The sequence below is a fragment of the Dokdonella sp. genome (assembly GCF_035703485.1).
Lineage (GTDB): Bacteria > Pseudomonadota > Gammaproteobacteria > Xanthomonadales > Rhodanobacteraceae > Dokdonella.
The window spans coordinates 16,045-28,583 of record NZ_DASSYD010000131.1 but is presented as its reverse complement, the minus strand read 5'-3'; the positions used below and the strand labels follow the sequence as shown (position 1 = coordinate 28,583).

The following is a 12,539-nucleotide window of genomic DNA, read 5'->3' as shown; positions in this document are numbered from 1 at the left end:
GAGCATGCGCGGGATATCGGCTGCATCATGTTGACCATCACCATCCATCGCAACCACGGCATCGAAGCCGAGACGCAAGGCTTCGCGGAACCCATCGCGCAAGCTTTCACCCTTGCCCCTGGGTGAGGCGTGGCGAATCAGGGTTACGCCAAATTCGCTGGCGATTTCCGCGGTGCGGTCGGTTGAACCATCATCGACGACAATCACATCCGGCAGCACGGCAAGTGCCGATTCGAGCACACGGCGGATTGCCATCTCTTCGTTCAGGGCGGGGATCAGGATCGCCACGCGGCCCAGTGACGAATCACTCATGCATTGAACTCCAGATCGAGGCTCGATTGCTTTCCGGCCTGAATTCGCAGTTTGCCTGATTCGGCACTCGCCATGATCGCCAGTACGGGCAGGCTTTGTGCGGCCATCGGGTTGTTCATTGCGAGTGCGGCGAATTCGGCCGGCAGCGGATCGGCAGCGCGCGTCAGCTCTTGCAACGCTTGCAACTCCATGCGCAGCGTCGAGGATCGGCCATTCGGCGGCGCAATCACCATGGCGACGCCAAATTGGGTCGTCGAGGGTGAAACGTCGCCAAGCGGCCCGGGCGATTCGGTGTCGTAGGCGGCGAGCAGGACTGGCGTGTCATCGGCCAAGGCTTGCACGGCAGCCTCGAACAATGCGATCGCAAACGTCGAATGCCAACTGCTGATCGAGGTTGAACCGGCATGGCAGTTTGCGGCGATTGTCCAGTACCCGGCTGGCGCGTTGTGCACGGAGTTGTGGAAACGAATTGGAGACAGTTCGCGCGGTGCCGTGGCCAGCGTTCGGCACATGTAATCGGTGATGACGAGATCGCCATGCGTCGCTGCAAACACCGATGGCAACGTATCCGGCGCATGACCTGCGGCCGCGCAGGCTTGCGCGGCAATTTCGCAAGCGAGCAGAACCGGAAGCGGCGCGCGCCGACGCTCGGCTGCGGCGAGCAGGGTCGGTAGTGGCTTGACGACGGCCGGATCGGCCTTTGCTTCACCACGCAAGCCACGGCGCGCCGCATCCCAATCCGGCCAACCCGGTGACCAGAAACCGATACCCTCGATACAGACATGCAAGGCGCTCATGATTGCTCCGCGCGAGCAAACGCCAGCGTGCAATTGCTGCCACCAAAACCAAACGAATTGCTCAGCGCGATGCGCACATCTGCCACTTCGTTTTTCAGCGCGATCTGCGGCCCGCAAACCGGATCGCGTTGTTCGCAATTGAGCGTGCCCGGTATGAAGCCATCTTCGATTGCGATCAAGCTGATCACCGATTCAAGAATGCCGGCCGCGCCCAGGGTGTGGCCTGTCCAGCCCTTGCTCGAGCTGGCCCGCGTGCGCGGGTTGAAGGCACGGACGACAACGCCAGCCTCGACCTCATCGTTCTTCGGCGTGGCCGTGCCATGCAGATTGATGTAGTCGACGTCGTTCGCACTCAAGCCGGCCCGCGCCAATGCGCCCTCCAGTGCGAGCTGCGCGCCGAGGCCTTCCGGGTGTGGCGTTGACATGTGATGGGCATCGCTGGACTCGCCCCAACCGATCAAGCGCGCCGAACGCGCGGATCCGCTGCGCTCGACCAGGGCAAACCCCGCGGCTTCACCGATCGAAATGCCGCAGCGGCGTACATCAAAGGGCCGGCACGGTTGTGGCGCGACGAGTTCCAGCGAATTGAAACCGAACAAGACGCTGCCGCAGAGCGTATCCACCCCGGCCAGAATTGCAGCATCGACGACGCCGAGGCGAATCATGCGCTCGGCCTTGGCGAAAATTTTCGCACTCGATGAACACGCCGTCGCCGTCGTCAGACAGGGGCCGCGCGTGCCCAATACCTGTTCGAGAAAGATGCCTGGCGAATGCGGCGTATGCACCGCAGACCGACGCGAGCTTCGCGGCATGCGGTCGCCATCGAGATTCGCGTAGGCCTCTTCGGTCGTGCCAATGCTTGATGTCGATGTCGCCGCCAGCAAAGCCACCCGATCCGCACCGTAGCGGGCAATCGCGGCACGCGCCTGATCGAGGAATCCATCAGCCTCGATCGCCAGCCAGGCTAAGCGATTATTGCGACACTCGAATGCCGAAAAATCTTCCGGCAGCGAAGCCTGCTCAAGCCCCGCTACGCGACCAATTGCGCAATCCAGCGGCACCTGGGTGAAATCGTTGCGGTGAAGCCCGCTACGCCCCTGATGGAGCGCCGTGTGATGGTCAGCCAGACCCCGGCCGAGGGCAGATGTCGCGGTATAGGCGCTGATGAAGATCGGATCAATGGGATTCGGCACGCGTTATCAATGGCTCCGGAATTCAACGGAGTATAGCGAGCCATTGCGCTATCCGTCTTTTCGCGGCGCCAGCATCGGTGAAGCTGAATGAGTCGCCTTGGCGGGCTCGAAACCCCGTGGTGAGGTTGGATCAAGTTTCGTTTCCAGAAACGGGAAGTGCTGGCTACTCACGCGCGCTCAAGCATGCTTTGTTCGAACGCAAAGTCGACCATCGGCCAGGCGGCCAGCTCGGGTCAGAAACAGGTGAAGGTACTTGCCGGAAAAGCGAAGTGTTGCGCCGGCAACAGTGCAGCGCTTGGTCTGGCTTCAACGAGCGCCTACTGGCAAGTCATTGATTTTCAGAGGATTCTGGTGGCTATGGGTGGACTCGAACCACCGACCCCGGCATTATGAGTGCCGTGCTCTAACCGGCTGAGCTACATAGCCAGAATTCCTGAACTTACCGCTTTGGTCCCGACATTTTGCGTGCTGTGCCCGGATTGACGGAGCGGCATTCTGATGCGAGCCGGAGGCTCTGAGGGGGGTCGGATTCTAGTGCCTGCATCGCGGGTGTCAAGCGTTGTCCTCAAGAGCTTTCTGGCTTTGCGCCAACTCGGATGCCTTGCCGGTGCCGTTGGCGCTGTGGAAGAATCAGGCGTAACGGGTGTTCCGCGCTGCTTCGATTCGTGTCGGTTGGCTTCGACGGCGTTGAGCGTGACCGTTGTCCCTGCAGGAAGTGGAGATTCCACGTGATCGATCCAGATGGCTTTCGCCCCAATGTCGGCATCGTCCTTTTAAGGGATGATGGCCGCGTATTCTGGGCGCGACGGGTCAACCGTGATGGTTGGCAGTTTCCGCAGGGCGGCATGCGCACCGACGAGACTCCGATTGAGGCCATGTACCGGGAGCTTGAGGAAGAAACCGGCTTGCAACCCGAGCATGTCGAGGTGCTCGGGGAAACCCCGGGTTGGTTGCGTTATCGATTGCCGAACCGATTCGTACGGCGGAATGTCCGACCCACCTGCGTGGGTCAGAAGCAGGTTTGGTTCCTGCTGCGCTTTACCGGTGATGAGACGCATTTCCGCCTCGATGCCAACGAGAAGCCAGAGTTCGACCATTGGCGCTGGGTCGATTTCTGGTATCCGAGCGAGCATGTAGTGTCGTTCAAGCGAGGCGTGTACGAGCAAGCCTTGCGTCATTTGCTGCCCCTGGCAGAAGCACTTTGCAAAACCTCGCTGCGTGAACTGGATCCGGTCCGAGCGGCGGCCGACGAAGCGGCCTGCGCGCGTCGATAGCTTTTTGACGCCCGAATTCGATCCTGTAACAGGCTGTTGAACCGGGATGCGGCAGTTGTTGACAATCATTCGCATTTGCAATTAAATGTGCCTGTCCCTCAGACGGCCACCGTCCATGTACGTATGTATTTGCAATGGCATCACTGATAGCGAGATCCGCGATGCGGCCGCACGTGGCGTCGGCACGCTCGAAGAGCTGACCATGCGCACCGGCTGCGGAAGCGGCTGTGGCTCGTGTATTGATGTCGCCCGCGAGATTCTCGCTGAGGCGCGCGCACCGGCAATTCGCGCATTTCCGTTGCGCCTGGCGGTCGCTGCCTGAGCGAGCGCACACTGCTTGCACGCATCAATGCGTCCGATTCGCGTTACCCCCTGATTCTTCTGCTTTGGCTATAGTGGCCACTGCGGTCGTCTGACGATTGCAGTGAGAGTTCGGCTGGGCGCGGACAGACAACGACGGTTTGCAGACCCCTCGTGATTGGACGGGTCGAAAGGCGCCGGAAGATGTACCGTCCAGCCGTATCCGCAGACTGGCCAGATTGAATCCGACAGGCTGCCAAAGGCGGCCATCTCAACCCATCCAAATGGAGAGCGCGCACATGAAAGGTGATAGCAAGGTCATCGAGCATCTGAACAAGTCACTGTTCAATGAATTGACGGCGATCAATCAGTATTTCCTGCATTCACGCATGTATCGCAACTGGGGCTATGCCGAGCTTGCCGAGCATGAGTACAAGGAATCGATCGATGAGATGAAGCACGCCGATCAACTGATCGAGCGGATCCTGTTTCTCGATGGCTTGCCCAATCTGCAACAGCTTGGAAAGTTGCTGATCGGGGAAAATCCGAGCGAAGTTATCGCCTGCGATCTGAAGCTGGAGCAACAGGCGGTTCCTGATCTTCGGGCGGCGATTGCCTATTGCGAGAGCAGCGGGGATTTCGTCAGCCGCAAGTTGTTCGTCGACATCCTCGAATCCGAGGAAGAACACATCGACTGGCTGGAGACCCAGCTTGGCCTGATTGCGCAACTCGGCGAAGCGAACTACCTGCAAACAAAGATCGGTAGCTGATCCAGTCGATGCTGATCAAGTGTCGTGATGCTTGCGCCACTTGATCAGCGTTGCCTTAAGGCACCAGCCCGATTCCGGCAAACGCCTCAAGGACACGACGGTATTCGTTGTCGAGGCATTGAGGCAGTGAACCAAGCTCGTCGCTGCGGCGTGCCTTGGCCTGAACCTCGGCATTCCTGGCAAGTTCGGCGAGCGGCAGCGCGCCGACATTTGCGCTGGATGATTTCAACGAGTGGGTTACTTCGGAAATGATCTCGTGATCGCTGTCTCCCGCGGCTTGACGCAAGCGCGCGAGCAACTTCGGGGTGTCATCGAAATAGACCTGGACCAGCTCGCTGAAGCCCTCCCCCATGATTTCGAGAAGCTCCTGGACCGTTGCCTGATCCACTGGCGGAGCCGCTGTTGGCGAGACAGCAGCGGAAGCCGGAGCCGCTCCGAATTGACTCGCTGGCGGCGCGGCAAAAACGGCTGATGGAACCGACTGCGACGGAGCCGGTTTCGTCGGCACGACGGTCGGAGCCGATGTTGCCTGCGCGGATGAAGTTTCCAGCCAGTGCGCCAGAGTCTTGTACAGGAGTGGCCGATTGAGCGGCTTGGTCAGGTAGTCGTCCATGCCTGCGGCGAGGCACTTTTCGCGATCTCCAACCATCGCATTCGCGGTCATCGCGATGATAGGCAAATGCGGAAGGTTCCGCACCTTTTCATCTTCGCGACGTTTGCGTGCCGCCGTATAGCCGTCCATGACCGGCATCTGGCAATCCATGAGAATCAGGTCATATTGGTTTTCCGCCAGCATCTTCAGGGCGATGCTGCCGTCGGTTGCACTATCGACCTCGATGCCGAGCAGGATCAGCAATCGGTTTGCGACTTTCAGGTTGACCGGATTGTCTTCGACCAGAAGCGCACGACCGTGCAGCTTGGCGTAGGCGGCCGGCTCTTGCGCCGCGACCTCATCGGCTGACATCGGCGTTGCCAGCAACGGGCCTTCGCGGTTGATTTCAACCTGGCCAATACCCAGCAGCCGGCTCAAGGTTTCGCGCAGCTCGCGTTCGTCGAATGACTCGGATATGGCCGCCTGGCGCTCATCGGAGCGCAGATCCTGTACGCCTTCATGGCTGCCGGCGATGACAATGCGCAGCTGATCCAGCGACGGATCACGGCGGATATTGCGAACCAGGGCAATCGTCGCGGAGCCGACGGTGGCGACATCGATGAGCAGAAATTCGTATCCCCAACTCTCTCCTGCCGCAGAACTTGATCGCAACCGGGTCAGTGCATCGACGGCAAGATTGCTGTGCAGATGACTCATGCCGAGCTGGCTCAAAAGGCTGCCAGAGCGACGAATGAAAGCTTCATTGCCGCTCAGGATCAACGCGCGCACACCGGCAAGATCGGTTCTCGTGCGGATATCTCCAATCGCTTTCTGCAACGGCACGTTGAACCAGAACACCGAGCCACGCCCGGGCTCTGAACGTACGCCGATCTTGCCACCCATCAGATCAACCAGGCGCTTGCAGATCACCAGGCCGAGACCGGTACCCCCAAACACGCGAGTGGTCGATGCATCGGCCTGGGTGAACGGCTTGAACAGCCGCGCCGCGGCTTCTTCGGTCAGCCCGATGCCGGTATCGCGGACGGCGAATGTCACTTCGTGGTGGGTGCGCGTTTCGCCGCGCTTGCCGATCTGGATGGTGACGCTGCCGCGCTCAGTGAACTTGACCGCATTGCTGACCAGATTGGTCAGCACCTGGCGCAATCGAACCGGGTCGCCGCGCACGGCAAGACGCACGGATGGATCGATGACAACGCCCAGTCGCAAGCCCTTGGCCGTGGCACTGCCCTGCATGAGCTTGGCGACCGAATCAACCAGCTCCTTGAGATTGACGCCGACGCTCTCAAGCTCGAGCTTGCTCGCCTCAAGTTTGGAAAAATCCAGAATGTCATCAACGATGCGCAACAGTTCCATCGCCGACTGGTACGCAGTGGCCAGATATTCGCGTTGATCCGGCTGCAGCGGTGTCGAACGCAGAATGTCGAGCAAGGGCACGATGCCGTTCAGCGGCGTGCGGATTTCGTGGCTCATCGTGGCCAGGAACTCGCCCTTGGCCATGGTTGCCGCCTCGGCCTCCTGGCGTGCAGCAAGCAGCTCGCCCTGGATGGCGCGCAGCGATTCAAGCTCCTGCAGGATCGCCGGCGGAATTGCCGCCGGTGCCTGCTTCACCGCGGTCGTGACCGGTGCCGGAAGCACCTGTTCTGCAACCGGCGGCGGCGTGGTCAGGGCAAGAATGACAAGCACAATCGCGATACCGATGAGTACTGATGCAATGCCGGCAGGTGGCCATTGGGGAACAAAAACAAGCGCAGACGCGACGACAATCGCCACCCCTGCCAGGGCCGCGATCAGCCATGTGCGCCAGCGGGAGTTCGAATTCACGGTCGACATGTTGTGATCAGTCTCGGCCAAGGCTTCAAGCGTGCGCGACCTGGAAATCGTAGGTCGCATCGCGGGTTGCTTCCTGGACGAAATTGCCCTGGATCAAATCGATACCGCACGACCATAGCGAGGCGGCAACGCGAGCCTCCTCGACACGCGGCGCAATGACCTTGCGACCACTGGCATGGGCGAGCTTGACCAGATCGCGCAACTCTTTACTGGTGTCGCCGTTGCGGTCGTTGGCGTAGCGCGGAGACAGCCTGATGAAATCGACCGGCAGATGCATGAGCATGTCGGTGACCTGGTCGCCGGCCTCGACTCCCGAGAGTGTGAGATTGACGCCGATTTGCTTCATCGCCAGAGCGAAACCGATGGTCCCCGCCAGATTCGCCGATGCATCCTGCATGCGCAGGTCGAGGGAGAGCTGTGCCGCCGGAACACGGCGTGATTCCAGCGCATGGCGCATCCAGTCGATTCGATCCGGATCGCGCATGCTGGCCGCCGACTGGTTGACGAAAAGACGGACATTTTCACCCGCGCCCAAGTGTTCGACGATCGTATCGAGGCAGTTTTCCAGCATCCAGCGATCGACTTCGGCGATGAGTCCGGCTGATTCGGCAGCCGGAACCAGCTCGGTTGCGGAATAGACGCGGCCGTCGTCGGTGGAAAGGCGCAGCAGTGCCTGGAATTGTTTCTCCTCTTCACCGTGCAGCGAAACGATCGGCTGAAACACGGTGCGGAACGCCGAGTCGGCCAGTCCCTTGCGCACGGCCGCGACGATAGGATCAACCGGCTCCTCGTCGGCGGCCTTGGCCACCGCCGACACAACCGGTTCATTTGCAGACGGCGGATCAAGCAAGGCGCGTTCGGCCACATCAATCATCGCGCGCGCATCGCCGACCGCCTGGGTGAACGCACACAAGCCGATGGCGATGGCGACTTCGGTAGCGTTTGCGGGCAGGTCGAACGAGGCCTTGGCGACATCCTCACGCAATTCTCGTGCAAGCACATCGAGTGCAGCGGTTGGTCGATCCGGATTGAGCAACAGAAACTCGCCCTCGCCCGAGCGCGCCAGCATGTCGTTCTTGCCGAGGCGATTCTTGAGTATGTCGATGAGCTTTTCGATGAGAACTGAAAACCTGGATTTGCCGAGGCGCTTGCGCAGTTCATCGGAACATTCAAGGGCGATGAACAGGACGCCGCCTGGGCGCGTCGCGGCATCTTCCATGGCCAGCATTTCGGTCAAGCGGGTGTTGATTTGGGCGACATCGTGGACATTCGGAGTCGTCTTGGCTGCGGCGGTGGGTCGGCGTCTAGCGACCAGACGGGCGCGCTTTACGCGACTGCTGACGGCGGTAATCAGGTGCCGTGGAGCGATTGGCTTGGTCAGGAAATCATCGCCACCGGCACTGAGCGCCTCGAAGTGCTTCTCGGTATCACCTTCGCCGGAAAGAAACACGATCGGTGTGGAAATATAGGCTTCGCGTTCGCGGATCAGCGCCGTCAGCTCAATGCCGTTGCAAACCGGCATGTTCAGATCCATCAGGATCAGGTCGGGATCGAATTCGTCGAGCTTGTCGAGCACGTCGACGGCTTCGCCAACAGCAAGCGTCTGCATGCCGTTCTTGCGCAGTATTGATTCTGCAAAAAATGCCTGCGAGCGATCATCTTCGACGATCATGATGCGGTAAGGCTCGGTCTGGCTGCCGATATCGAGCTGGCGCAGACGATCGATTACGGCTTCGGCATTTTCCGGCTGCACGATGCAGGCATCGCAACCGGCGCGCATGGCACGCAGCCGCGCGGCGAGGTCGGATTTGCCGGCGCCGTGAGCAATCAACAGGACTCGCTGATCAGTGCGCGTCCTCGCCGACTGCACGAGGGCGCCGATTTCCTCGATGAACGGCAGGTGTTCGCCATCGAGCATGACCAGTGACGGTGTCGAACGGCTCAGCCATTCCTTCAGGGCATCAATTCCATCGACGTGGACGAGCTCATAACCGAGCATGCCCAGCTGCAGATCGATCGCAACGCCGAGTTCACTGGCGTCGTGCAGATGGCAGGCTTTACGCGGGCCTTCGATCAGCTCGGGCTCGGTATCCGCAGTGAGATCCGCGCTATCGTCTTGATCTGCCGCCGGTGGTGCAGGCGGCATCGACAGATCGAACTCCGGCGCGGTGTCTTCTGTGACGTCCAGCGGCACGTCATCGATGAGGGTTTGCTCGAGCTCCAATCCCCCGGGCATCGCCACAACTTCGACGATTGGCGGCGGCATGGGCTCCAGTCGGCTGGCCGGCGGCAGCGATGCATAGCGCTGCCAGTATCGGGACGGCGGCCGGACCAGCAGTGGAAAACCATTGTCCTCGGCGGCGGCATAGCCAAACAACGTCGCCTGACGGTCGTCCTGGGCAGCAACGGCTGCATCGACGTCGCTGCGCTCGGAATCGAGAATGTCGAATCGCGTCGACAACTCGGCAAGCATCTGCGCATCGGGGATAACCGGCGGATCGAGCAACACCCACAGGTTTTCGGCAAAGCTTTCGAGGCGCTTGGCCGTTGTCGAATCGTCAAGCTGTCGACAGGTGCTGGCCAGCGTTTCCGCATCCTCGGCCAGTTGCAACGCGGCGTTGATATCCCAGCCCATTTCACAAAGTCGTTTTCCACGCTCGCGAAGATCCGCTGTACGCAGCGGAATCTGGGTGACGTGTGCCGCACGCAAACGCGGACGGCGGGAAAACGGCTCGCTAGCCTGCATGCTTACCCCCTACTGGAGTCGAACTATACCAGCGCATCGTTCCAAGCCCGCATTCAGAACGGTTTGACGACAACAAGTATGACAATCCCGATCAGCAGCAGTGCCGGGATTTCATTGAAAAGGCGCAGCCAACGACTGGAACGGGTGCAGCGATCATCGGCGAATTGACCAACCATGCGCGCAAGCATGGCGTGATAGCCAATCAGGCCTGCTACCAGCAGCAACTTCAAGTGGAACCAGAGGCCCTGATGCAGATACTCCGGCGCGTTGCGCAACCACCAGAGCATCAGCACGATACCGAAGGCGACTGCGAGGGCGCCACCGACATGGGTAATCATCAGCAACCGTCGCTGCATGATTTTCAGGCGTTCGCGAATCATCGGTTCACTTGCTTCAACGTGATAGACGAAGAGCCTCGGCAAATAGAACAGGCCGGCAAACCAGGTCACGACAAAAATGATGTGAAAGGCCTTAAGCCAAAGCATGATCTCGTCGACCTCTGATTAACCCTTGCGCAATTCCACGCGTTACCATGCCGAAAGTATAACTGCGCTTGACGCTTTGCAGTGCGCATGGCTATAAGCGCAGTCCACCTGGTCCGTGTGGCCGCCAGCAAAGTCCCGATTTTCATGGCTCCTCCGAATTTTGTCGTACGACAATTGGATCCCGCGCGCTCGCGCCGGCTCTGGTTGTTCATGATCCTGTTTTGGCTTGGCTCGGTGACCCTGGCCGTTGTCGGAACCAGCCTCTGGCTGGTGCCGAAACGAGCGCCAGTTGCCCCGCTTCAGCACGTCGACAGCCTCGATACCGAAGCGTTGAAACGGCGCGTCGTTGTGCTTGAACGCTCCGAACAAGTGGCCAAGGCGGCACTTGCTGATTTGCAGGGCACGCTGCGTGATCGCGAAGAGGAAATTGCCGGGGTACGCGCCGATCTGGCCTTCTACGGTCGCCTGGTCGGCGGCGCCAAGCGTGAAGGACTGGCCGTGCATGCGCTCAGCCTCACGCCGGTAGCCGATTCGCGTGCCTGGAACTTCTCGGCCACGCTGACCCAGAACTTCAAGCGTGGCCCGGAAACCACCGGCAAACTGACTCTGTCGGTTTCCGGCATTCGCGATGGCAAGCTTGAAACTCTTCAATGGAAAGACTTGACGCAAAAATCCGACAGTTCCGGAATCAGCTATGCGTTCAAGTATTTTGAGCAGATAGACGGCACCATCATGTTGCCTGAAGGTTTCGAGCCGAATCGTGTCCGCGCAAGCGCCGATGGCGGCGGCGGTCGAAGCGAACAGGAATTCCCGTGGAATGATGCGGCGAAAGCCGAGGAGACAGACAATGTTCGGCAATAGCAAACGAGGCAGTCAATCGATGGCATCCATTACCACCCTCATCGCGGAAGGCACCATGATCCGTGGCAACGTCGAGTTCAGCGGCGGCTTGCATCTGGACGGTGCAGTCGAAGGCTCGATCAGCGCGCAGAGTGAAAAGGCCGTGCTGACCCTGAGTGCCAAGGGTCGTGTCGAAGGTGAAATTCGTGCACCGAACGTGGTCATCAATGGCCACGTCAAAGGTGACATCATCGTCAGCGAACGCCTCGAACTTGCCGCCAACGCGCGTATCGATGGCAATGTCTACTACAAAGTGCTGGAAATGGCCGCCGGCGCCCAACTCAATGGCAAAATGATTTTCCAGGCTGAACCGCCACGACAACTCAGCGGCCCTGATTCCAAGGATGAACAAGACGAGGAATCTGTCGAGGGCGAACCCGCGAGCGCTTGAATCCCGGCGTTTCGCCACGATTTTCAGACATTCACACGCCGGACGGAGATTGCCGTGCTTGGCGAAACCGACCGGTTGAGACGAAAATTCAGCTGAACCGTTCAAATGGATTCGCAGCCCGATCGGGCAAAGTCCGATAGGCTGCAAGCGTTTCACGACCTGACAGGTCTTCTTCAATCTGAACGGATCAAAAGAGAAGTGTCGGGCAACCCGTTTCTGGATATGAGCCGATTGTCATCATGAGCGAAGTCGTCACCCCCACTTACCTCGATGTCGCCGAAGCGCCGATGGCCTTTACCTCGGCCGCCGCGGGCAAGGTGACCGAGTTGATCGCCGAAGAAGGCAACCCCGCGCTCAAATTGCGCGTGTATATCAGCGGCGGCGGCTGCTCGGGATTCCAATACGGCTTCACCTTCGACGAGGAATGCGCCGAAGATGATCTGGCCATCGAGCGTGATGGGGTGTATCTGCTCGTCGATCCGCTCAGCCTTCAATATCTGACCGGCGCTGAAATCGACTACTCCGAATCGTTGACCGGCGCCCAATTCGTCATCCGCAACCCGAATGCGAAAACCACGTGTGGTTGTGGGTCTTCTTTCGCTGTCTAGAAGGCATCGCGAGCAAGGGGAGCCGCAGTTCGGGGCGGCTGAATCCGGTCGCCTCCTACGAACGGCGGCAACGGCATCTTGGCGAGTGCCTATCGCGACCTGTAACAAACGCATCGCGGCTAAAGCCGCTTCCTACATTAAAACCGCGCATCGCGCGTGCCGTCGTAGGAGAGGCCTTCAGGCCCGATGCGTTTGCCTTGAGTGACGAAACATCGCGGCTAATGGGAGTCCCTGTTTGGGGCGGCTGAAGCCGCTTCTTGCCTGTTTGCGGCGAAACAAGTTTCGCTTTTCCTATTTCCCACTCCCCACTCCCTACTCCC

The 12,539-nt window shown here is 59.8% G+C and carries 11 protein-coding genes, 1 tRNA gene and 1 pseudogene; 6 read left to right on the top strand and 7 right to left on the bottom strand.

Annotated elements, in window-relative coordinates; translation table 11 throughout:
* From VFN25_RS10360 to VFN25_RS10345, 4 genes are all read right to left on the bottom strand, one after another.
* A partial coding sequence (locus VFN25_RS10360) for a glycosyltransferase family 2 protein (RefSeq protein WP_325141561.1) occupies positions 1-312 on the bottom strand: 312 nt, incomplete at its 3' end.
* Positions 309-1,109, bottom strand: coding sequence for a beta-ketoacyl synthase chain length factor (locus tag VFN25_RS10355; RefSeq protein WP_325141559.1), 801 nt, complete (start codon positions 1,107-1,109; stop codon positions 309-311). The genes VFN25_RS10355 and VFN25_RS10360, both read right to left, overlap by 4 nt.
* Entirely contained in the window at positions 1,106-2,302 is a 1,197-nt protein-coding gene (locus VFN25_RS10350; protein ID WP_325141557.1) for a beta-ketoacyl-[acyl-carrier-protein] synthase family protein, read from the bottom strand. Before VFN25_RS10350 ends, VFN25_RS10355 begins: the two co-directional genes overlap by 4 nt.
* Positions 2,303-2,651: 349 nt before the next feature.
* Positions 2,652-2,728, bottom strand: a tRNA-Met gene (locus VFN25_RS10345).
* 302 nt (positions 2,729-3,030) lie between these two features.
* Between VFN25_RS10345 and VFN25_RS10340 the strand changes: the two are divergent.
* The 3 genes and pseudogenes from VFN25_RS10340 to bfr form a co-directional block, all read left to right on the top strand.
* Positions 3,031-3,543, top strand: a pseudogene (locus tag VFN25_RS10340) (RNA pyrophosphohydrolase); the annotation flags it as partial.
* A gap of 148 nt (positions 3,544-3,691) precedes the next feature.
* A complete protein-coding gene (locus VFN25_RS10335; RefSeq protein WP_325141555.1) occupies positions 3,692-3,898 on the top strand; it encodes a bacterioferritin-associated ferredoxin in 207 nt (68 codons plus the stop codon).
* Between the two features lie 277 nt (positions 3,899-4,175).
* Positions 4,176-4,646, top strand: a complete 471-nt coding sequence (gene bfr, locus VFN25_RS10330; protein WP_325141552.1) for a bacterioferritin — start codon at positions 4,176-4,178, stop codon at positions 4,644-4,646.
* Positions 4,647-4,701: 55 nt separating this feature from the next.
* Here the strand turns inward: bfr and VFN25_RS10325 are convergent, their stop codons facing one another.
* From VFN25_RS10325 to VFN25_RS10315, 3 genes are read right to left on the bottom strand one after another with little or no spacing between them, the layout of a single operon-like run.
* Positions 4,702-7,089, bottom strand: a complete 2,388-nt coding sequence (locus tag VFN25_RS10325; RefSeq protein ID WP_325141549.1) for a hybrid sensor histidine kinase/response regulator — start codon at positions 7,087-7,089, stop codon at positions 4,702-4,704.
* 25 nt (positions 7,090-7,114) lie between these two features.
* Positions 7,115-9,835 (bottom strand): GGDEF/EAL domain-containing response regulator, encoded by a 2,721-nt coding sequence (locus VFN25_RS10320; RefSeq protein ID WP_325141547.1) that lies wholly within the window; start codon positions 9,833-9,835, stop codon positions 7,115-7,117.
* Positions 9,836-9,888: 53 nt separating this feature from the next.
* Positions 9,889-10,320 (bottom strand): CopD family protein, encoded by a 432-nt coding sequence (locus VFN25_RS10315; RefSeq protein ID WP_325141544.1) that lies wholly within the window; start codon positions 10,318-10,320, stop codon positions 9,889-9,891.
* An 87-nt stretch (positions 10,321-10,407) separates the two neighbouring features.
* Here VFN25_RS10315 and VFN25_RS10310 point away from each other — a divergent pair, with 87 nt between their 5' ends.
* From VFN25_RS10310 to erpA, 3 genes are all read left to right on the top strand, one after another.
* On the top strand, positions 10,408-11,181 hold the full coding sequence (locus VFN25_RS10310) for a DUF6776 family protein (RefSeq protein ID WP_325141542.1): 774 nt from the start codon (positions 10,408-10,410) through the stop codon (positions 11,179-11,181).
* Between the two features lie 19 nt (positions 11,182-11,200).
* Positions 11,201-11,611 (top strand): polymer-forming cytoskeletal protein, encoded by a 411-nt coding sequence (locus VFN25_RS10305; protein ID WP_325141540.1) that lies wholly within the window; start codon positions 11,201-11,203, stop codon positions 11,609-11,611.
* Positions 11,612-11,850: 239 nt separating this feature from the next.
* Positions 11,851-12,219, top strand: a complete 369-nt coding sequence (erpA, locus tag VFN25_RS10300) for an iron-sulfur cluster insertion protein ErpA (protein ID WP_325141538.1) — start codon at positions 11,851-11,853, stop codon at positions 12,217-12,219.
* Positions 12,220-12,539: the final 320 nt, after the last annotated feature.